14 protein-coding genes and 1 pseudogene are annotated in these 20872 nt (G+C 71.8%); 6 read left to right on the top strand and 9 right to left on the bottom strand.

The window, feature by feature from the left end; translation table 11 throughout:
- Nucleotides 1-122: 122 nt before the first annotated feature.
- The 6 genes from AB0412_RS16705 (at nucleotide 123) to AB0412_RS16730 (ending at nucleotide 7963) form a co-directional block, all read left to right on the top strand.
- Nucleotides 123-929 (top strand): AfsR/SARP family transcriptional regulator, encoded by an 807-nt coding sequence (locus tag AB0412_RS16705; protein WP_366403300.1) that lies wholly within the window; start codon nucleotides 123-125, stop codon nucleotides 927-929.
- A 70-nt stretch (nucleotides 930-999) separates the two neighbouring features.
- Nucleotides 1000-2799 carry a carboxyl transferase domain-containing protein gene (locus tag AB0412_RS16710; protein WP_366403301.1) on the top strand — a complete coding sequence of 600 codons (1800 nt, stop codon included), beginning with the start codon at nucleotides 1000-1002 and terminating at the stop codon, nucleotides 2797-2799.
- Nucleotides 2800-3126: 327 nt separating this feature from the next.
- Complete coding sequence (locus tag AB0412_RS16715; RefSeq protein ID WP_366403302.1) at nucleotides 3127-4395, top strand: beta-ketoacyl-[acyl-carrier-protein] synthase family protein; 1269 nt, start codon at nucleotides 3127-3129, stop codon at nucleotides 4393-4395.
- Nucleotides 4392-5645, top strand: coding sequence for a ketosynthase chain-length factor (locus AB0412_RS16720; protein ID WP_366403303.1), 1254 nt, complete (start codon nucleotides 4392-4394; stop codon nucleotides 5643-5645). The genes AB0412_RS16715 and AB0412_RS16720 overlap by 4 nt, the downstream gene beginning before the upstream one ends.
- Before the next feature lie 71 nt (nucleotides 5646-5716).
- Nucleotides 5717-5992: an acyl carrier protein gene (locus tag AB0412_RS16725; protein ID WP_366403304.1), complete on the top strand. Its 276-nt coding sequence runs from the start codon at nucleotides 5717-5719 to the stop codon at nucleotides 5990-5992.
- Between the two features lie 180 nt (nucleotides 5993-6172).
- Nucleotides 6173-7963, top strand: coding sequence for an acyltransferase domain-containing protein (locus AB0412_RS16730; RefSeq protein ID WP_366403305.1), 1791 nt, complete (start codon nucleotides 6173-6175; stop codon nucleotides 7961-7963).
- Nucleotides 7964-8211: 248 nt separating this feature from the next.
- Here AB0412_RS16730 and AB0412_RS16735 read toward each other — a convergent pair whose 3' ends face one another.
- The 9 genes and pseudogenes from AB0412_RS16735 to AB0412_RS16775 all read right to left on the bottom strand — a co-directional run bounded on the left by AB0412_RS16735 (nucleotide 8212) and on the right by AB0412_RS16775 (nucleotide 20822).
- A complete protein-coding gene (locus AB0412_RS16735) occupies nucleotides 8212-8433 on the bottom strand; it encodes a hypothetical protein (protein WP_366403306.1) in 222 nt (73 codons plus the stop codon).
- 154 nt (nucleotides 8434-8587) lie between these two features.
- Nucleotides 8588-9628 (bottom strand): nitronate monooxygenase, encoded by a 1041-nt coding sequence (locus AB0412_RS16740; protein WP_366403307.1) that lies wholly within the window; start codon nucleotides 9626-9628, stop codon nucleotides 8588-8590.
- Between the two features lie 268 nt (nucleotides 9629-9896).
- A complete protein-coding gene (locus tag AB0412_RS16745; protein ID WP_366403398.1) occupies nucleotides 9897-10202 on the bottom strand; it encodes an ASCH domain-containing protein in 306 nt (101 codons plus the stop codon).
- 48 nt (nucleotides 10203-10250) lie between these two features.
- Nucleotides 10251-10568: pseudogene (locus AB0412_RS16750) on the bottom strand (cytidine deaminase); the annotation flags it as partial.
- A gap of 756 nt (nucleotides 10569-11324) precedes the next feature.
- The gene (locus AB0412_RS16755; RefSeq protein WP_366403308.1) at nucleotides 11325-12596 is read right to left on the bottom strand and encodes a TIGR02679 family protein; all 1272 of its coding nucleotides are present in this window, start codon (nucleotides 12594-12596) and stop codon (nucleotides 11325-11327) included.
- Nucleotides 12593-16831, bottom strand: a complete 4239-nt coding sequence (locus AB0412_RS16760; RefSeq protein ID WP_366403309.1) for a TIGR02680 family protein — start codon at nucleotides 16829-16831, stop codon at nucleotides 12593-12595. The genes AB0412_RS16755 and AB0412_RS16760 overlap by 4 nt, the downstream gene beginning before the upstream one ends.
- Nucleotides 16828-18153, bottom strand: coding sequence for a TIGR02678 family protein (locus AB0412_RS16765; RefSeq protein ID WP_366403310.1), 1326 nt, complete (start codon nucleotides 18151-18153; stop codon nucleotides 16828-16830). The genes AB0412_RS16760 and AB0412_RS16765 overlap by 4 nt, the downstream gene beginning before the upstream one ends.
- Entirely contained in the window at nucleotides 18150-19778 is a 1629-nt protein-coding gene (locus AB0412_RS16770) for a TIGR02677 family protein (RefSeq protein ID WP_366403311.1), read from the bottom strand. The genes AB0412_RS16765 and AB0412_RS16770 overlap by 4 nt, the downstream gene beginning before the upstream one ends.
- Before the next feature lie 243 nt (nucleotides 19779-20021).
- A complete protein-coding gene (locus AB0412_RS16775) occupies nucleotides 20022-20822 on the bottom strand; it encodes a hypothetical protein (RefSeq protein ID WP_366403312.1) in 801 nt (266 codons plus the stop codon).
- Between the last annotated feature and the right edge of the window lie 50 nt (nucleotides 20823-20872).

Here is a 20872-nt window from a genome sequence, read left to right on the forward strand (position 1 = left end):
ACGTCCGCCTTCATGACCCCTTCACTGGGGCGCGGAGCACTCCCGGTGCCAGGCTCGGTCCATGCGCAGGCCCGCCGTCCGGCGGACCTGGGACGGGGAACGTGGGAAAGGGAGCGAACACCATGGACATCCAAGTGCTGGGCCCGCTCACCGCCCGGAAGCACGGCGTCTCCGTCGTGCCCACGGCGGCGAAGCCGCGCCAGATCCTCGCTCTGCTCGCGCTGCAGGCCGACCGGGTCGTGACCGTACCCACGCTGATGGAGGAGATCTGGGGCGAGGACATCCCGCGCAGCGCCGCGACGACCCTCCAGACGTACATCCTCCAGCTCCGGCGCAACATCGCCGCGGCGCTCGACGGCGACCCCCTCCAGCAGGCCAAGGACGTCCTGGTCACCCAGCACGGCGGCTATCTGCTCCAGATCGGACCCGGGCAGGTCGACGTGCAGGAGTTCGACCGCGTCGCCGCGGCCGGGCGGGCCGCCCACGAGGCCGGCGACCACCGCGCCGCGTCCGACCTCCTCGGCCGCGCCCTCGGCATGTGGCGCGGGCCCGCCCTGGTGGACGTACGGGTCGGCTCGGTGCTGGAACTGGAGGTGCTGCGGCTGGAGGAGGACCGGATGGCCACGCTGGAGCGGCGCATCGGCGCCGACCTGCAACTGGGCCGGCACGCCGAGATCGTGCCCGAACTGCGGGTCCTGGTCGCCAAGCACCCGATGCACGAGAACTTCTGCGCCCAGCTGATGACGGCCCTGCACCGCTCCGGCAGCGCATGGCGCGCCCTGGAGGCGTACCAGCGGCTGCGCACCACCCTCATCGAGGAACTCGGCCTCGAACCGTCCCCCCGCCTCCAGCGCCTCCACCAGGGTGTCCTCAACGCCGACCCGGACCTGGACCTGACCGCCCCCCACGAGCCCCAAGCCCTGCGCTGACCGCCCCGGCTCGCCCTCCCGGCCCACCAGGGTCCAGCCGGTCTCGAGGCCGCGTTCCTACGTTCGGCCGATGACGATCCTCGACGACCTGACGGTCACCCCCGAACCCCGGCCCGCGACACGGACGGCCACCGAGTCCGCTGCCGAACCCCGGCCCGCGACACGGACGGCCACCGAGTCCGCTGCCGAACCCCGGCCCGCGACACGGACGGCCACCGAGAGCCCTGCCGCCCTCGCCCCGACGCCGTCCGCCACCGAGCCGGCCGCCGCCCCGCCCCCCGCCGCCGAACCCCGCAGCGAAGTCCCCGCAGCCCCCGGTCCCGATCTGCGGCGGGCCACCGAGGAGTTGCGGCGGCTGAAGGAGGAGGTGGGGCGCGGGCCCGATCCCGCCGCCACCCGGCGTCAGCACGAGAAGAACAAACTCACCGCGCACGAGCGCCTGAGCCTCCTCTTCGACGAGGGCACGTTCACCGAGATCGAACCGCTGCGCCGGCACCGCGCCACCGGCTTCGGCCTCGAGGACCGCAAGCCGCACGGCGACGGCGTCGTCATCGGCTGGGGCCTGGTCCACGGCCGGACGGTGTTCGCCTACGCCCACGACTTCCGCGTCTTCGCGGGCGCCCTCGGCGAGGCCCACGCGGCCAAGGTGCACAAGGTGATGGACCTCGCCGAGTCGGCCGGCGCCCCCCTGGTCAGTCTCAACGACGGCGCGGGCGCCCGCATCCAGGAGGGTGTCACCGCACTCGCCGGCTACGGCGGCATCTTCCGCCGCAACGTGGCCGCCTCCGGTGTGATCCCGCAGATCAGCGTGATGCTCGGCCCCTGCGCCGGCGGCGCGGCCTACTCACCGGCCCTCACCGACTACGTGTTCATGGTCCGCGACACCGCGCAGATGTTCATCACCGGCCCCGACGTCGTCCACGCGGTCACCGGCGAACGCATCACCCACGACGGCCTCGGCGGCGCCGACGTCCACGCCACCACCTCCGGCGTCTGCCACGTCGCCCACGACGACGAGGAGGAGTGCCTGGAGGACGTGCGGTACCTGCTCTCCCTCCTGCCGTCCAACAACCGCGAGATGCCCCCGGCCGCCCCGACCGACGACCCCCCGGACCGCCGCACCGACGCCCTGCTCCAGCTGGTCCCCGCCGAGCCCGGACGCTCGTACGACATCCGCGCCGTCATCGAGGAGATCGTCGACGACGGCGAGGTCTTCGAGATCCACGAGGACTGGGCGCCCAATGTGGTCTGCGCCTTCGCCCGGCTCGACGGCCACACCGTCGGCATCGTCGCCAACCAGCCCGCGGTCCTCGCCGGCGTGCTCGACATCCACGCCTCCGAGAAGGCCGCCCGGCACGTCTCCACCTGCGACGCCTTCAACATCCCGCTGGTCACCCTCGTCGACGTCCCCGGCTTCCTGCCCGGCGTCGACCAGGAGCACGACGGCATCATCCGGCACGGCGCCAAGCTGCTGTACGCATACTGCAACGCCACCGTCCCGCGCGTCTCCCTCGTGCTGCGCAAGGCGTACGGCGGCGCGTACATCGTCATGGACTCCCGCTCCATCGGCGCCGACCTGTCCTTCGCCTGGCCCACCAACGAGATCGCCGTGATGGGCGCCGAGGGCGCGGCGAACGTCATCTTCCGGCGCGAGATCGCCGCCGCCGACGACCCCGAGGCCGTACGCGCCCAGCGCATCAAGGAGTACCGGACGGAGCTGATGCACCCGTACCACGCGGCCGAACGCGGCCTGGTGGACGACGTCATCGACCCCGCGGACACCCGCCGCGTGCTGTGCGAGTCGCTGGCCGTGCTGCGCACCAAGCGCGCCGAGGTGCCCGCCCGCAAGCACGGCAACCCGCCCACCTGACGCCCACGTGACGTCCCCCTGAGGCCCACATGCCCCCCGCACCCGCCCGCCCGACGCCGCGTCCCGTCTCAGGTCCACGGCCGCGCGAGCGCCGGTCGAGGGCTCGGACGTTCCATGGCGGAACCGGATACGGCGGCACGCCACGAGCGGGCGGCCGACCGGTCCGGCCGGCCGGGGCGCGGAGGATCCGACCCTGAACCGCCCCGGCCGCCGCACCGAATGGAGTGACCAGGAGTGACACGGACGAAGGGATCGACAGTGACCCCCACAGTGCCATCCGGCTGGTGCACCTCGCGGCACCCGGCCCCGTCGAAGGTCAGGTAGGCCATGCGCCGAGTCGCCATCACCGGCCTTGGAGTCGTGGCCCCCGGAGGGGTCGGTGTCAAGGAGTACTGGGACCTGCTCACCGCGGGCCGCACCGCCACCCGCACGATCAGCTTCTACGACCCCTCGCCCTTCCGGTCCCGGGTCGCCGCCGAGTGCGACTTCGACCCGGCCGCCGCGGGCCTGACGCCGCACGAGATCCGGCGCCTGGACCGGGCCGCCCAGTTCGCCGTGGTCTCCACCCGGGAGGCCCTCGCCGACAGCGGCCTCGACGTCGCCGCCCTCGACCCGGGCCGCATCGGCACCTCGCTGGGCAGCGCGGTCGGCTGCACCACGAGCCTGGAGCGCGAGTACGCGGTCGTCAGCAACGGCGGACGCCTCTGGAACGTCGACCACACCTACGCGGTCCCCGAGCTCTACCGGCACTTCGTGCCCAGCTCGATGGCCGCCGAGGTGGGCCGGGCGGCAGGAGCCGAGGGCCCCGCCGCGGTGGTCTCCACCGGCTGCACCTCCGGCCTCGACTCCCTCGGCCACGCCGTGGACCTGATCCGCGAGGGCACCGCCGACGTGATGATCGCCGGCGCCACCGAGGCACCGATCTCACCGATCACCTCGGCCTGCTTCGACGCCATCCACGCCACCACCCCGCGCAACGACACCCCGGAGAGCGCCTGCCGCCCCTTCGACCGGACCCGCAGCGGCCTGGTCCTCGGGGAGGGCGCGGCCGTCCTGGTCCTGGAGGAGCTGGAGTCCGCCCGGCGCCGCGGCGCGCACATCTACGCCGAGATCGCCGGGTTCGCCTCCCGCTGCAACGCCTTCCACATGACCGGGCTCAAGCCCGACGGCCGCGAGATGGCCGAGGCGATCGACGCGGCCCTGGACGAGGCCCGCCTCGCCCCCGGCACGATCGACTACATCAACGCCCACGGCTCCGGCACCAAGATGAACGACCGTCACGAGACCGGCGCGTTCAAGCGAAGCCTCGGCGAGCACGCGTACCGGACCCCGGTCAGCTCCATCAAGTCGATGATCGGGCACTCGCTCGGCGCGATCGGCTCCCTGGAGATCGCCGCGTGCGCCCTCGCGATGGAGCACGGCGTACTGCCGCCCACCGCCAACCTCCACGAGCCCGACCCGGAACTCGACCTCGACTACATCCCGCTCACCGCCCGCGAGAAGCGGACCGACGTGGTGCTGAGCGTCGGCAGCGGCTTCGGCGGCTTCCAGAGCGCCATGGTGCTCGCCCGACCGGAGAGGAGCACCGCCGCATGAGCAGCACCGCAGCACCCGTCCGCCCGGCCGTCCGGACCCGCACCGCGACGACCGTCGTGACCGGCCTGGGCATCACCGCCCCCAACGGCCTCGGCACGGAGGCGTACTGGAGGGCCACCCTGGCCGGCGAGTCGGGCATCGCCCCGGTGACCCGCTTCGACGCCTCCGCCTACCCCTCGCGCCTCGCCGGGGAGGTGCGGGACTACGTCGCCGAGGAGCACATCCCCAGCCGCCTGATGCCCCAGACCGACCACATGACGCGCCTCGCCCTCACAGCGGCCGACTGGGCGCTGAAGGACGCCGGCATCGACACCGCCGAACTCCCCGAGTACGGCATCGGCGTGGTCACCTCCGCGTCCGGCGGCGCCGTCGAGTTCGGCCAGCGCGAGCTGCAGAACCTGTGGAGCAAGGGCAAGGAGTACGTCAGCGCGTACCAGTCCTTCGCCTGGTTCTACGCCGTCAACACCGGCCAGATCTCCATTCGCCACAAGCTGCGCGGCCCCAGCGGGGTCCTGCTCACCGAGCAGGCCGGCGGCATCGACGCCGTCGGCCAGGCACGCCGGCACATCCGCAAGGGCTTCCCCGTCGTCATCACCGGCGGTGTCGACGCGGCGATCTGCCCCTGGGGCTGGGTGCCGCAGATCGCCTCCGGCCTGATGAGCACGAGCGACGACCCGGCCCGCGCGTTCCTCCCCTTCTCGCCGGAGGCGAGCGGCTACGTGCCGGGCGAAGGCGGCGCGATCCTGGTCACCGAGGACGCCGACAGCGCCCGCGAGCGCGGCGCGGCCCGGATCTACGGTGAGATCGCGGGCTACGCCGCCACCCTGGACCCCGCGCCCGGCCGCCCGACCGCTCTGCGCAGGGCCGTCGACAACGCCCTGGCCGACGCGCGGCTCACCGCCGCCGACATCGACGTCGTCTTCGCCGACGCCGCCGGCGTACCCGCCGCGGACCGCGCCGAGGCCGAGGCCCTGGCCGCGATCTTCGGTCCGCGCGCCGTGCCGGTGACCGCACCGAAGTCCATGACCGGCCGGCTGCTGGCCGGCGGAGCGGCCCTGGACGTGGCGACCGCGCTGCTGTCGCTGCGCGACGGCGTCGTCCCGCCGACGGTCAACTCCGGCGCGGCGGATCCGGGTTACGCGATCGACCTGGTCACCGAGGTCCGGGAGGCCCGTCTGCGCAACGCCCTGATCGTGGCTCGAGGCCACGGCGGCTTCAACGCCGCCCTGGTCGTACGCCGCGCGTCCTGACGGACCGCCGCCCCTTCCACGTCCGACAGCCACCACCGAGAACACCACCCCACGGAGAGGACCAACCCACCATGGCCACCACCGGGACCACCACCGTCACCCTCGCCGACCTGACCCGCATGCTCCGCGAGAGCGCCGGCGAGGAGGAGGGCGTCGACCTGGACGGCGACGTCGTCGACACCCCCTTCATCGAACTCGGCTACGACTCGCTCGCCCTGCTCCAGGTGATCGGCCAGATCCAGCGCGAGTACGGCATCGCCATACCGGACGACGCGGTCGTGGACGCCGAGACGCCGGGCGCACTGCTCGCGCTGATCAACGCGGGCGACACCCCGGCCGCAGCCTGACCGCACCCCACCCCCCGACGCGGCCGCCCCGTCTGTTCACCCCCCGTCAGGCGGGGCGTCCGCCCTTCACCCTGCTCCTCTGCCCCAGCCGCTTACCCCTGCCACCCACGTACCGCCGACGCCCCACCCACGCGTCCCACTGACCACTGACGCGTCCCACTTGCCACTGAGGAGGGAACCATGCCGCTGACGGAACACAGCGCGGTGGTCCGCAGGCTGGTCGTCAGCCCCGGGCCCGCGTCCGCGGACCGACCGCAGGGCCCGCACCTCACCGCGTCGCCCGCCGCGATCTCGGCGGTGCTGCGTGCCTTCGGCCGCCCACCGCACGAACTCCCCGCCCGCACGGTCGTCCACATCGGCGCCGCGGTCCAGGACCCGGCGCTCCCCGCGGAGCACGAGTCCTTCCGGATCCGCACCGCGGCCACACCCGGCCGCGCCCTGCGCCGGGCCCACGACGAACTCCTCGCCGGGGAAGCCGACTTGGCCCTGGTGGCCGGCTTCGGCGAACCCGCACCGGACACCATCACCGTGTACGCGGTCAAGCGCGCCGCGGAGGCGGTCGCGGACGGCGACCAGGTCGTGGGCGTCGTCGACCTCGCCGACACGGGCGACCCGGACGCGACACCCCCGCTGCGCCCCCTGCGCCACGGCCGGCGCGACACGGACCCCGACCGGCACCGGCTGCTGCTGTGGTCGGGCCGGGACGAGGCGGACGAGACCCGGGTGCGCGCCGAACTCCTGTCCCTGGTAGGCGGCCTGCACTGCGAGGCGTTCCCGTCCCTGCCGGCACGGGTGCCGTGCGGTACGGCACCGGGCCCGGTCCGGGGCGCGGCCGTCACGGTCGCGCGGCTGGCGGAGGGCGCCGTCCACAAGGCCAGGACCGCCACCGCCTCCCGGCCGCGCCCCGTCGCTCTGCTCTTCCCGGGCCAGGGATCACAGCACAGGGCCATGGCGGCCGGCCTGTACGGCCGTGAGCCGGTGTTCACGGCGGCCGTCGACGCGGTGGTCTCGCACATGGGCCCGGAGGGGCCCGCGATCGTCGCCGACTGGCTGACGGACTCGGCCCCCGCCATCGGCATCGACGACGTCCGCCGGGCCCAGCCGCTGCTGTTCGCCGTGGACTACGCCCTCGGCCGCATGGTTCTCAGCTGGGGCATCCGCCCCGTGGCCCTGCTGGGCCACAGCGCCGGCGAGCTGGTCGCGGCGGCCATCGCGGGCGTGATGTCCCTGCCGGACGCGGTACGGATGGTCATGGCCCGCGTACGCGAGGCCGTGCGGATCCCGCCCGGCGGCATGCTGGCGGTCGCGGCGAGCGCGGAACAACTGCGCCCGTATCTGGACGCGGACGTGTCGATCGCCGCGGTGAACGCCAACCAGCAGGTCATGCTGGCCGGTTCGGCCGAGCCCCTGGCCCGCGCCGAGACCCGCCTGCGGGCCGACGGCTACACGCTGGTCCCCGTCCCGGCGACCAGCCCCTTCCACTCGCCGGCGATGGCCCCGGCGTCCGACGCACTGGAGACGGCGTACGACGGCATCGCCTTCCGCGAACCGTCCCTCCCCCTCTACTCGGGCTACACCGGAGGCCTGATGCGCCCGGAGGACGCCCGCAGCCCCAGGTTCTGGGCCCGCCAGGTCACGGACACGGTGCACTTCCTGCCCGCCCTGGACGAACTCCTCGCGGCCGGCGACGTCCTGCTCGTGGAGGCAGGCCCGCGCCAGACCCTCACGGCCTTCGCCCGCCGCCACCGCGCGGTCCGCCTGGGCGCCAGCGCGGCGCTCCCGCTCCTCCCGTCCCGCCCGGGGACACGAGAGGCGGACCGCCAGTCCACGCTGACGGCAGCGGCCCGCCTCTGGACGGAGGGCCACACCCCCGACCCGGAACCGCTGTCCCACCTGTGGACTTGGTCGTCCACGGAACAGCCCCGCCCCACCGCGACCCAGCCCCCCGCGATGGCGGCCACGCCCGCCTGACAGGAAGAGGCCCCGCCTGACTCCCGCTAGGCAGCGGGCTCAGGCGTGTCCTCGGTGGGCCATACGGTCTCGTCCTCCCCGAAGCCCGGGCCCTGGAAGGGGTTGGTCGTCGGGGGCGGCGCCACCGGGATGGAACGGCGAGGCTGCCCTTCCAGCGCGGAGAACAGCGATGTCGTGTCGATGAGAGGTCTGCCTTTCGTCACAGGCCCCGGACGGGGCCTGGCGTGCCGTGATCGCACACAGTGGTCCTAGAGCTTGGTCATCTTGGAGTACGGGCTCAAGATCCGCATCTGGGCCGAGCCGAAATCCACGAGCGCCGCGACACCGTCCTCGATGCCGACCACGCGGCCGAGACCGTACACGTCATGGGTGACCTGGTCCCCCGTGGCGAAGTGCTTGGGCGCCGGTACGACCGGGGCTTTGAAGGGACTGGTGGGCAGATGACGCTTGGGCGCCGCAGGCTTGGTCATGACTCAGTATGCGCCCACGCACGCCCCACCCGCTGTGGCCAGGGGCACAGAATCTCGCGGCCGGCACCCGCGCACGGCCCGTGACCTGGACGTTTCCCCCAGGACAAGCCGACCACCAACGCCCCGCCGCCCCCGCCGTCACGAGGGGCAAACGTCAGTCAGCGTTCGTTGCATGGTTTGAATGGTGTGAATCGTTGATCGGTCGATCGGCACCGTTCTTGGCCGACAGCAGGTCGCCGAGAGCGCGCAGCGTCGCCTCTGCCTCGGAGATCAGCCGGTGGACGAGTTCGGCGGCCGGGGTGATGTCCCGCACGAGCCCGGCGGACTGGCCCGTCAGCGGGATCAGTTCGTGCGCCGTGCCGTCGCGCATCGACGTCATCACCTGGGTGCGCAACGTCTCGGCCTGCTCGGCGGCCATGCCGGGTCGGGCGTTCCCCTCCTCGACGAACGGGGTGCGCAGCGACCGGGGGACGGTACGGTATCCGCCCTCGGTCGGCGGGGGCAGGATGTGCTCGGCGAACGCCACTTTGACGGCGTCCTGACTGGCGGCGGAGACGAGGGCAGCCTTCCAGTCGTCGCTGACGCCGCACTCGGCGGAGGCCAGGAACCGGGTGCCGATGTTGACGCCCTGCGCCCCCAGGGCCAGGGCCGCGGCGATGCCCCGGCCGTCGGCGATGCCGCCGGAGGCGAGTACCGGCAGCGGCCGTACGGCGTCGACGACCTGCGGCACCAGCGCCATCGTGCTGACGTCACCGGAGAACCCGCCGGACTCGGTGCCCTGGGAGCTGATCACGTCGACACCGGCCTCGGCCGCGCGTACCGCCTGCTCGACCGTCGTCACCTGCTGGAGAAAGACCGCGCCGGCGTCGTGGACGCGGGCCACCAGGTCGCCCGGCTCGCCGAGCGCGAAGGAGAACACCGCAGGAGCCTCGGCGAGCACCGCGTCGAAGACCTCGGGGTCGAACGGCCGCCGGGTCATGTTCACGGCGAAGGGCCGATCGGTGAGATCCCGCAACCGACGGACGTCGTCACGGACCTGCGCCGGCGTGCGCAGCGTGGTGGGCACACTGCCCAGCGCCCCCGCGTCGCTGACCGCGGCGGCCAGCCGCATGCTCTGCTGCCAGGGCCCGCCGAGCGGCCCTTGCACGATCGGCACCTCGACGCCCAGCACCGGGCACACCGGTGTCCTCAGCATCGCGCCTCCGTCCTGGGAGCCGATACAGGAAATACAGGAAATATCGAAACACCAAGCCTAGGCGCGCCGCCCCCGGCCCGCCCGCCGGCCCGCACTGACCCCGGAGTCCACACCGACCTACGCTTACGGCCGGAAGAGATCGCCCGGCGTGGAGGCGCTGGCCGTCCCAGATGACCTGGTGCGATGGTCCGTAGGCGTGGCGGTTGTCCGCCGCTGTCCGTAGGCGTCGTCACGCAGTCGGACACTCACCCCTTAGCTGGGCAAGGGTTCATGCGTCAGCCAGGCGGAACTGGACGATGGCAACCTCATCGGAGGGAACGATGTCCGGGTAGTGGTACCGCAGCCTGTCGTGCAGTTCTTCAAGATCGCGGAATCCGTCAGCGATGGCGTCCTGTTCGGTCAGCTCACCGACCCTTTTTGAGGTGATCTGCGTTACGACACCCCGTAGCACCACCTCCTCATCCAGCTCGAAGACCATGTCGACCGGCCCGGTGGCGACCGGATCACGGAAGCGAACGGTCGTCGTCTTCCGTCCGGTGCGGACGGCGTCGAGATAGTCCCGATGGAAATACATGGGCTGCCTCGCCGTCGCATGGCAGCCCGGTTCAGAGGAAGCGGCCTGATCGGCCCATACATAGCTGTGCGGCAGGAGGTCCGCTATGGCGATGCTGCGAACCCCGTCGGCCGTGGGCACCAGGACGCGTATGCCTGGATGGTGGTCGAGAAGGACTTGTCGATCACGGCCACACGGCGCGAGCACACCGCGGTCCCTGTCGCCGACAGCGACAATGGTCGCCAGCTCACGCGCCCCTGCCGCACGGGCATGCCCCAGTGCCACGAGCTCTGCACAGGGTCCGCCAGTGAAGTGGTAGAGGTTGATGCCACCGAATATCCGTCCCCCCGCATCTCGGACAGCGGCGCCAACCGTGTGCACCTCCCCGTCGCCGTTGGCCTCCACAATGCGCCGGGCGAACTCGACCAGCTCCATTTCTTCTTCTGTCGGCAATTGCAGGGTGCTGTCCACGCCCAGCACCCTACTGCTGGCAATTGAGGCGACGGACCAGGGGTGAAGTGCGCGTGAGGTCGGCGGAGCGGCCGGCTCGATGGCCCGGCAGATTCGGACGCCCCACCGCCCGCCTTGCCCAACCGTCGCCCAACCGGCCGTGAATTCAGACGCCGACGAGTGGACGCTTCGCGAGCTCCGGCACGGCTGTGACGAGTCACGCGGTTAGACACGCAGACAGCCAGAGGGGCCATACCAGTTTTGGTATGGCCCCTCTGACCTGCTACTCAGCTGTCGGGGTGGCGGGATTTGAACCCACGACCTCTTCGTCCCAAATGAGGTTCGGTGAGGATTGACACCGACCGGATTGCTGTTTGGCTTGGTCAGACCGTTGAGGTGCAGTGGTCTCGGGTGGCGTCGAAGGGGGTTGGGGAGCGGGTTGGCTCCCAGGAGGCTAGTCACCCGTACTCCGCCGTTTATGTCTTCTACTTGGCCAGGTGCTCGGGATTCATCTCCACGAGGCTGAGACCGATCGGCGTAGCTGCCGTCGTCGTCCCGGCGGAGCGTCGGCCATGCGGTCCCTTCGACTGCCGTATCGAGGAGGCCGCCGAGCCGATGCCAGGGGCCCGGGCCAGCGTGCGACATGGGGCTGGCCGTGAACCGTTGCCACGCCGTGTCACGGATGTGTCGTCTCTATGCCTGGCGTGACAGGTCGGCCACCAAGAGATCGAGAGTGGCTTCTTCATGGAGCGCGACCCCAAGAGCGGTCATCGCAGGAGCGAGACCCGGGTCCCAGACCGCGTTGACGGGCTGGCCGTCGAGCGGCAGCTGAGGGATCCCCTCGGCCTGGCTGCGAGCGGCCAGCTGCTCGTACTCCTCGGCACCCATGCGCCATGGCTGGGCTCCGTAGCGGCGGATTATTCGATTCGCCAGAGCGATGCCCGGCCAGTCGAAATCGCCGTGGTACGCGAAACGGCAGCCGGTTGCGGCGAGGGAATCGAGGAGTGTGAGGACCACCGTGGCCGCGCTGCCGGACGTGCACACCAAGGGCCGGACGCATGCCGCGTCCGCCGCAGCTTCCACCACGCGCGGATTCTCACAGATGTGGACCACTGCTCCGGCAGGTAGTCGCAGCTGCAAGTCGTGCAGATCGCGCGGCGTGAGGTGAGCTTCGGCGTGATGGTCTGCCCGCTCTCGCAGGGCCTGCTCCCGCCAGCCCCCGCCCATGGGCCGCAGCCCGTAGGTCAGCACTGTGCTGGAGACCTCGTCCGGTGTGACGGACACCAACCGCCACAGTGCGCGCCGGCCGGCCGCGTCGCTGGGAAACTCGGTGCCGTGGGCGAGGGCGATGCCGCGTTGGACGAGGCGTGCGAGCCAGGTGCCGTCGTCCAGGCCGTGTGCGGACCCGGTCGCCAGGGCAGCGAGTTCTCCTCGGCCTCGGGTGCCGCCTCGCTCCGGACCGAGCAGTACGGTGAGGACTTGGACAGCCTGCTGAAGCGTCCGTATCGCCGTTTCAGGTGGTACTCCTCTCGGTACGCCGGTACGGCGCAGCAGGTCGTACCACTGGCCAGTCCACTCCTGGCCGGCAAGCGGAGAGGCATCCAGCGCCGAGGCGAGCGCCGACCAGACGTGCTCGCGTCGTGCCGCGATGCCTGCGCGGACGGCACGGCGGTCGGTGAGGGGAGGGCCCAGTTCCTCCAGGACCTCTCTGAGCCCGAGTCCGGCCGCCGAGGCGCGCAGCCGCGTGTCGAGGGCGTCGAGGCGCACAGTCACGGCAGCACCCGTGACGGGTTTGCCCAGCAGGAGCGACAGGTCGTTGCGTTCCTGGGTGCTCACCGAGGTCAGCCGGAGGGAACCGGTGGCCTGCACGCCGTTGCTTTCCAGGCGCTTGCGTACCGCTTCCCAGAGCCGGGTGAGCCCGGGACCGGCCAGCCAGTCCCGTGTCGCCGCGGGCAGCTTGCTCATACGGAAACCAGACGCCGGTGCCGGCCGTTCCAGGTGTAGTGCAGGGTGGCCACCCCGCGCACATGGGGATCACGGAGGCACTCGTAGATGTGCAGGGACGGCACCTCCGGCCAGTTGCCCATGAGCCGTTCGCTGGTGAGGACGAAGTCGAGGTCGAGATCGACGAGGATCCGCCCCAGCCGCCCGTGGGTGGGTTCGTCGACCTTGGCAAAGGCGTCGTCGAGCAGGATCAGCCGCGGCGCGTGGGGTGCCGACTCGGCGAGGCTGGTGAAGTGGGCGGCGGCCGCGGCGAAGAGCACGAGGTAGGAAAGCACGCGCTGCTCGCCCTGGCTGAGCCCGGTGCGGCCGGTCAGTTTCCGCCTGCGTCCCGGGGCTGCGTCCTCGACCACGAAGGTGTGGAAGCGGAACCAGTCGCGGTAGTCCAGCGCGGTCCGCAGATGGGCGGCGTAACCGGCTGAGGGATCGGCCCGTCGCGCATCCTCGATCCGGCGTTGCAGCACCTCGCGGAGCTGCTCGGTCTGCTCACGCGTGCGCAGGCTCGACGGACTGCGCAGCAGCTCGACAGCCGCCCGCACGTCCGCGTCCACGTCCTCGTCCAGCTTCCACAGCAGCTCCACGCCGAGACCGTGGGAGGTGCGTACGGTCCGCAGGGTGTCGTTGAGAGCCGCGACCAGGTTCGTCGCGGTGATGACCTGGGTCGAGAGATGGTCGCCGAGCTCGCCGGTCAGGAACCGCTGGAACACCTCGCGTTCGCGCTCGGTGAGCCGTCCCCGGGCCTCTGCCGCCTGGACGGCGATCCGCTCACCCACGGCCGCGACGTCGTGGGAGCCGTGGTCGTCGATCAGGCGGCACACCTTGATCCCGTCTCGTTCCTCCAGTTGCGCGTCGTAGCCGCCGGCCAGTTGGTCGCGCAGTTCGGTGTGCCGGTTGAGCAGGATGCTGTCCGACACCTCGCCTTTCGGGCGCCCGAGGGCCTGTTGTACCGCGTCGGCCAGTGCATGTAGCGCGCGCAGACGGCTGCGGACGTCCGAGCCGGGATCGTCCGCCACGTCCTCGGGCAGTGAGGACCGGTCCAGACCGGCCCCGCGCAGCACCTCCGGCCGGCCGAGTGCGCCGCGAAGGGCGCCGCCGGTTGCGATGACCGCCGTCTCCTGGGCGGCCAGGTCCTCGCGCAGGCGCTTCTCCTCCTCTTCCGCGCGCACGCGCCGGTCGTGCAGATCGTTCCGGATGCGTTGTGCCGCCGGGACAGCCTGGGCGGCGTGCCCGATGCGTTGTCTGGCTTCCTGCTCGCGGGTGAGGATCTCTTCTTCGGTCGCGCCGATGGCCTCCTCGCGGGTGCGCAGGTCCTGTTGCGCGGTACGCAGCCCGGTGAGGCGGAGCCGGTAGTTCTCCTCCGCGGCAAGGCGGTCGCTACGGGCGCGTTCGTACCGGTCGGCATCGGCGTGATGGGCGCCGAGCCGCTCGCCCGTGCCGCCGACCGCCCTGCGAAGACGCCCGATGCCCGTGAGGAGGGCAGCCAGCGCGGTGCGTACGGGCTCCAGCTCGACGGGGTTGCTGGGCAGGTCATGGGCGGTGGCGGTGGCGTCCGCCTCGGCGCGTGCGGCTACGGCGAGAGCGCGGGCCTCCTCGGCCAGACGTGCCGCGCGGGTCGCCTTGGCGGTCAGGTCACGCAGTGTTCTCTCGTCCGACTCGGCTCTGCTCCAGGCGTCGGCGAGACCGCGTGCCCGGGGGAAGTCCTGCTCCGCGAGCCTGAGGGCCCGGCGCCGGGCGTCGGCCTCGGTGAGTTCGTGACGGGCGTCGGCCAGCCGCTGCTCCGTCTGCGTGAGCCGCTCCTCCAGCTCGGCCAGGATGCGCCGCCGGGTCTCGGCGCGTACAGCGGCTCCCACGTACTCGGCGTCACTCTTGTGGTGCCGGCCGCTGAGGATGCCCAGACGCCAGCTTCCGTCGTAGTACACCGCGTCATGAGCGGTCGTTTCCTCGGCCGGTGCGAGCGCGATGGCGGCCAGCAGGTGTTCCACCTGCTCGGACCTGACCCCCCACCCCGGTTGCGGTGCTGGGCGCAGGGCCGAGGCGAGGGTCGGCCGGTCCCGCAACGTGGGCCCCGGGCGCAGCAGAGTGTCACGAGTGCCGGGATCGACAAGAGCGCCGTCCGCGCCGACCCACGCGTCCAGGATCCCGCTGGCTTCCAGCGCTGCTTCCAGACCGGCCCGATGCGCGGGGCTCAGATCATCCACGAAGTCCACCAGCCGGTAGAAGGGCGCCCCGGTGCCGGGTGTCCTTCCGGCGACGCGATGGTAGGGGACCGGCGGCTCGGGATCGGTACGTCGCTCCCAGTCACGCTTCTGACTCGCCAGGCGGCCGAGTTCCTCGTCGAGCCGGCCGACGGTGAGGGCGAGCGCGTCGCGGCTCCCGGTGAGTTCCTCGCCGTACGGCTCCAGTGCGGCATGGGCGGCCTGCCACGCCTGGCCGTCGATGTCGGGCGGGAGCGTGCGGTCCGCGAACGGGGCGTCGGCGGAGCTCTCGCAGGCGACCACTGCGTGGACGGCGTCCAGCGGCGGGCAGTCGGACCCGACGGCGGCCCGCGTGCGTGTGACCCACTCGGCGACCCGGCGGGTATAGGCACCGCTCTCCTCGGCGATCTTCTCGCGGTCGGCGTCGAGACGGCCGACGGCCTCTTCCGCCTCGCCCTCCAGCCGTTCCCGCTCGGTGTCGGCCTGCTCCGCCCGGCTTCGGGCCTTCTCGGCCTGCGCGGTGAGGCGCGTCACCTCCTGGACCATTCGGGTCCGGTTCTTCACGACCGTCTCGGCGTCCTCCAGCTGCCCCTGCCAGGAAAGCAGTCCGTCCTGCACCGCCGCCGTGTCCACACGGACGACCGACCGGTGCTGCGCGATGTGCGCCTCCCCGTCCGGAGCGGTCAGCTCCGTCTCGACGTCCGGGGAGCGGACCGTGCGGGGCAGAGCGACTGCCTCGCCGAGATGGCCGGTGGGAAGCCCGGCCTTCTCCGCCTGTGTCAGCAGTTCCCGGTGTTCAGTGCTGAGTTCGGCGAGCCGGCTGCCGAGGTGTTCGACACCGTCAGCCAGCCGCTCGGCCGCGCCTTCTTCTGCGCCGTGTGCGTTGCTGAGGGCGGTGAAGGCGGCCACGGCGGCGGTGTGCAGCGCCTCGACGGTGGTGCGGCGTTCCGACAGTTCGCGCAGACTGCGGTAGGCGTGGCTGGCGTGCAGGGCGGCGAGGTCGGTCCGGGCGGCTTCTTCCTCTTCGCGCAGGGTTTCCAGCCGGGCTTCCGCCTCCTCCTCCCGCGTCTGCAGCTCGCTGGTCCGCTGTGCGGCGTCTCCGGCCGCCCGGCGTCGCTGTGCGAGGACCTCCAGCTCCCGGCTCACCGCCTGCGCGCAGGTGCGCAGGACGCCGGACAGGTAACCGCGGTAACTGGTGAGGAAGGTACGCAGCGCCGTATCGGTGCGCTCCAGGCGGCCGAGTTCGTCGCGTACGGCGTCGAGGTCGTGGAGGTTGCGCGCGACCTTCTCGACCACGTCCTCGTCGAGTCCCGGCAGGGTCTCGCTCAGCAAGGAGGCCAGTCCTCCGTGCTCGATGCGGTCCCCGACCGTGGGCCGCCGCAGCCGGTGGAGGAGCTGGGTGAGGTTGCGGTAGCGGGTCGCGTCGGTGATGCCGAACAGTTCCCGCGCCACCCGCGCGCGGTGGACGACCGCGCGGTCGGTGACGTTGTCGGAGCCGACGATCTCCTTGAGCCGGTCGACCGGCAGGGGCCTTCCGCCCTCGACCAGGTGTAGGTCCTCACCGACGCGCAGCGGGGTGACGAAGAACGTCGGCAGCGCCTTCTGCGTCGACTTCGAGGCACGGATGGCGGCGCCGAGGGTGAGGTGGCGGTGGTCGCCGCCCTCGGCCGTGCCCCGAAACTCCACCCACAGGTAGCCGAGACGGTTCGTCTGCTCGAACCCGTCCAGCATCAGCCAGGCGAGGGTGGTCCTGCCGGTGCCTGTGGCGTCCAGTGCCCGTGAGTCACCGTCCAGCAGATACGGAAGCAACATCTCCAGGGCCTTGGACTTGCCCGCGCCGTTCTTGCCGCGCAGCAGCAGCCGTCCGTCGCCGAAGGCGAACTCCTGCTCGTCGTACTGCCAGACGTTCTGGATGCCCGCGCGGTGCAGCCGGAAACGGGTGCCGGCGGTCGTCGCGGGGCCGGAACGCGGCAGCGGGACGAGGCCACGCGCATCGGTGGTCACAGCGGCAACTCCTCCTGGGCGTCGAGCCCCTTACCGGCTGCGGTGGCCGGGCGCATGGTCACGTGGGTGGCGTAGCGTGCCGCCGCGGCCAGCAGCACCCACCCGTCGCCGCAGGGACGTGCCCCACGAACATCCGTTACGGTGCGCCCTTCCGGTGCCTGTTCGGCGTACCCTTCCGGCAGTCCGTCTCCCTCGGCGCGCACCGGGCCGGTCCGGGCCATCAGCCGCATGCGGGCCAGCAGGTCCAGCACGGCCTCCCGCAGGGCGGGGATGTCCTCCAGGTAGCCACGCTGCCAGTTGCTGCGCTGTCCGTACTCGGCGACCAGTCCGGCCAGCAGCTCGTCCACGAGGCCGTCCGGGACGCCCACGCCGATGACGAGCGTCCCTCCGGTTGCCGGGTGTCCGGGGTCCTGTGGCCGAAGCCGCTCCACAAGGCGTTCCACCAGCAGCAGCGCGGCCTGCGCGACCGTCCCGGTGCCCGGCAGGTGCAGATCCGTCAGCTCGTCCTCGGGATCCACCAACGCCACTCCCTCGGCGCGGATCTCCATCTCCAGACCCAGAAGTTCGGAGAACGCCTGTGCTTCCCGGCGCTGCCGGGTGCGCAACCAGTCGCGTTCGGCGTCGGTCAGCTCGTCGAGGTGGACGACGGGCGTCTCGACGAGCATCCGGCGCACATAGGTGCGAGGTCCGCCGAACCCCGGGTCCGCCGCCCGCCGGACCAGGTCGGCGCCGTCACGGGCCTGGGCGAGCGGGCCGGCGACGACGACGCGGGCCAGCTCCCGATCGACCGTGATCAGGGCCTCTCCGCCCGCTTCCTGCGCGAGCGCGGCCACATGGCCTTCGGTCTCGATCAGGACGCGCCACTCGACGAGCTGCCGCAGCGCCGCGACCAGGGTCCGTTTCCCGGCCGCCCTGCCCGTCTCCTCCGGCTCGATCCCCGCGTCGGCCGCGGCGGCCCTGATGTCGGCCACCAGTTGCGACAGCAGCAGTTGTTCGGGGGCGGTCACCAGCACGGACAGGGCCAGCGCGAGGCAGGCGTACGTGTGAGGGGTGAAGGGGGTGCCGGTGGAGCGCTCCAGCCGGTGTCCTGCGCCTGCCCCCAGCCCTGCTTTGAACAGCCGGGCGTAGGAGCTGTCGACCAGCAGGCGGTAGCCGAGCACCTGCTGGAACCGTTTGCCCAGCCAGTCGGCGTGCCTGCGGATCAGCGGGAAGAGGTCGGCGTGCGGGCCGTCCGAGGTGACCAACGGATGGGCGAGCAGCAACCGGGCGGCGCTGCGGCGCTCGGCGGCCAGAGCCACGTCGTGTGCCGAGGGGAGGGTCATGACACGCTCACCTCCGCATCGCCGTCGGCCGCGGTGGAGGAGGTACGGCCGACGTCCAGCTCCAGGTCGTCCAGCAGCAGGTCTCCGTCGGCCGAGTGCATGACGCACCGCGCGCCCGCCGTGCGTCGCACGGTGAGCCGTATGCCCAGCTCGGCGTCCTCGCTGTGCGCCTGGTCGAGGTCGAATTCCGTCGCGCCCTTCCCGTCCGTGCCGGCGCGACGCCTCAGCTGCGCGTTCCCGAGTGCGGTGGCCAGCAGTTCGAGAAGCAGGCCAAGCGCTGCGGAGGTGAGCCGTACCTCGGCGAACCGGCCCGAGGCGCTGCGCAGTTCGTCCGCCGCCGCTGCCCTGGCCGCCGCCCGCTCACGGGCGGCCTCCCGCAGCCGCCGCTTCTGCGCGGAGTGGTCCTCGACAGCGGACGTCCGGCCCCGCTGGGCGCGGCTGCCCCTCTCCCGCAGGGCCACCGGCACCTCGACCACCGGCCCGGTCCACCAGCTCGTGTAGGCGGGCACCACCTCGTCGGTGGCCGGGGGTATGCCCAGATGGCGGGCGCCGTAGAGCCCGAAGGCGGCGACGGCGATGTCGTGCGCGTCCTGCGGCGCCGCTTCCTCGAACCACCGGGCCAGCCGCAGCAGATCCTTGCGCCGGGACATCTCCCCGGTGGCCGACCGCAGCATCCGCTTGGCATTGGCGAGCAGCGACTGCAACGCGCGCAGGGTGGCGTCCCGCAGTTGATCGACCTGGCTGCCCTGCCCGTCGGTGTCGCTGAACCAGCCGCGCAGGCCCTCCCAGTCCGCGAACTCGCGCCCACGGCTGCGCTGCACCCGTGTCTCCGGGCGGCCGTCGCCCTGCGGGGACAGCCCGGTGAGGCCCTGTGCGTGGGCGTCCAGCCGGACCAGCAGACCCGGGACGTGCGGCCACAGCGTGTCCAGGGCCGCCGAGATCCGGGGCGCACGAAACGCCACGTCTTCAGTGATCGCCTCGACGTAGTCGAGGAGCAGCTCCTTGAAGCCCTGGTACTCGGCGCTGTCCAGGTCGTACCGGGCCAGCACCTGGCCGAGGTAGGCGTAGAAGTCCCGGATGGAGTCAGCGAATTCGCTGAACTGCACGAACAGCGTACTGACCCGCTCCAGCCCGTCCTGCGGTTCGATGCCGCCGGGCACGGTCACGAGCTCGGCCAGCTCCCTGAGCCCGCGCTCGACCAGGGCGAGCAGCTCGTTGCTCACCTCGCGGGCGGCGTCCGCCTCGGCCAGGACGCCATCGGCGTCACGCTGGATGCGCTCGCCCAGCTTCGACAGCTGGTAACGCGCACGGGACCGCTGGTACTCGCTGATGCTGGACGCTTTTACGGTGTGGCTGCTGCGCAGCAGGTTTCCCCACTTCACCAGCTGTTCCAGCCGGACGGTGAGGGTGTCGGCGTCGAGCCCGGCGGCAGGGCCGTCGGCCTGGCGCAGCTTCGCCAGGACGTCCGGGACGGCCAGGTCCGCCAGCAGGGTCCCGCAGAAGACCCGCATGATGGCCAGGTGCTCCAGCCGCTCGGGGGCGCTGAGGTAGGTGTATGCGTCCAGCCGCCTCCGCGCCTCGTCATGGCCGGCATCCGGCGATGTGTCGGGTGCGGGTGTCTTCATATCCGTGAGGTTACGTGGCGTGTCCGGGTGTTGGCGGTGTGTCGCCGTAAATGCTCCTGCGCGGACAGGAGCCCAGGGCTGGCCGGACCCGTCGGCGCTGTGCGCGGTTCCACCCACGGCGGCCACGCGGATGACGCGCCGCGCTGGCGAGGATCTCCGCTGGCCGACCTGGCCGGACGGTGGCTCCGTGGTTACGGGGGTGCACCAATCAACCGGGGAGGCACGTGGTGGACCTTTCGCCGGTCACTCCGCCTTGGGCGACAGCAACCATGTCTCCGCGTCGCTCAAGAGCTCGCCCATGGCGCCGAGGGACATCGGCGACGACTCGTACTGGGCCGAGAGGTTGACCTCGTACAGCTTGTAGGCGGGTTCGGTCTCCCGCGCCGCAGCACACGCCGCCGCCAGCGCCCGGACCGCACGCCCCCGATCGCCGGCTTCCACCGCCTCCACGAGGTCCGGCCACAGCCTGTCACCGATGTAATCGACGAGTTCCCTGAGATGGGTCCCCGCCCGATGGGCGCGCTCCTTGATCGCTTCCTGCTCGGCGTCGGCGCGGTCTTCGGCCCGCTGGGAGTCTCGTTCGTCAGGATCCGACCAGTCATGGTCCCCCCAGATTTCTTCCCAGCGCCGATCCGCCCGCGCCAGGTCGGCCTGGAAGTCGCGGTCCAGGTCCTCCTGCGAGAGGCGGGGGTGTTCCCAGGAGTCGCCGTTCTGGAACAACGACAGCGGCAGAGTGGGATCGGGCACGGGTTCGTCGTCGCGCAGAGCGGTCAGCAGCAGGACGGCGTCGATCGCCGGAAGGACCTCCTCCATGTCCACAAGGCTTCGCAGGTAGGCGAGGGACTGCTCGACGGCCATGTAGTCGTACTCGGCGATCTGGTTGTCGAGATCACCATGAATGTCGAGGACGGCGCTGCCGATCGTCTCGATCTCGTCCATGCGCGTGGCTATCTCCGTGTCGAGACGCTCCACGATCTTCCGCAGCTCGCGAACGTTCTCGACCTTTTCCTCGAGTTCGGCCACTGCTTTGGCCAGATCGCCCATCTGTGTCCCCTTGTCTCGGCGGTCGCCGCGTTCCCTCTGGAGGCAGGGTA

The organism is Streptomyces sp. NPDC052012, assembly GCF_040689265.1.
Classification (GTDB): Bacteria; Actinomycetota; Actinomycetes; order Streptomycetales; family Streptomycetaceae; genus Streptomyces.

What these genes read in the sequence shown, in the direction of transcription:
- AB0412_RS16705 (WP_366403300.1), top strand. Translation starts at nt 123, where the DNA reads ATGGACATCCAAGTGCTGGGCCCGCTCACCGCCCGGAAGCACGGCGTC.
- AB0412_RS16710 (WP_366403301.1), top strand. Translation starts at nt 1,000, where the DNA reads ATGACGATCCTCGACGACCTGACGGTCACCCCCGAACCCCGGCCCGCG.
- AB0412_RS16715 (WP_366403302.1), top strand. Translation starts at nt 3,127, where the DNA reads ATGCGCCGAGTCGCCATCACCGGCCTTGGAGTCGTGGCCCCCGGAGGG.
- AB0412_RS16720 (WP_366403303.1), top strand. Translation starts at nt 4,392, where the DNA reads ATGAGCAGCACCGCAGCACCCGTCCGCCCGGCCGTCCGGACCCGCACC.
- AB0412_RS16725 (WP_366403304.1), top strand. Translation starts at nt 5,717, where the DNA reads ATGGCCACCACCGGGACCACCACCGTCACCCTCGCCGACCTGACCCGC.
- AB0412_RS16730 (WP_366403305.1), top strand. Translation starts at nt 6,173, where the DNA reads ATGCCGCTGACGGAACACAGCGCGGTGGTCCGCAGGCTGGTCGTCAGC.
- AB0412_RS16735 (WP_366403306.1), bottom strand. Translation starts at nt 8,433, where the DNA reads ATGACCAAGCCTGCGGCGCCCAAGCGTCATCTGCCCACCAGTCCCTTC.
- AB0412_RS16740 (WP_366403307.1), bottom strand. Translation starts at nt 9,628, where the DNA reads ATGCTGAGGACACCGGTGTGCCCGGTGCTGGGCGTCGAGGTGCCGATC.
- AB0412_RS16745 (WP_366403398.1), bottom strand. Translation starts at nt 10,202, where the DNA reads ATGTATTTCCATCGGGACTATCTCGACGCCGTCCGCACCGGACGGAAG.
- AB0412_RS16755 (WP_366403308.1), bottom strand. Translation starts at nt 12,596, where the DNA reads ATGAGCAAGCTGCCCGCGGCGACACGGGACTGGCTGGCCGGTCCCGGG.
- AB0412_RS16765 (WP_366403310.1), bottom strand. Translation starts at nt 18,153, where the DNA reads ATGACCCTCCCCTCGGCACACGACGTGGCTCTGGCCGCCGAGCGCCGC.
- AB0412_RS16770 (WP_366403311.1), bottom strand. Translation starts at nt 19,778, where the DNA reads ATGAAGACACCCGCACCCGACACATCGCCGGATGCCGGCCATGACGAG.
- AB0412_RS16775 (WP_366403312.1), bottom strand. Translation starts at nt 20,822, where the DNA reads ATGGGCGATCTGGCCAAAGCAGTGGCCGAACTCGAGGAAAAGGTCGAG.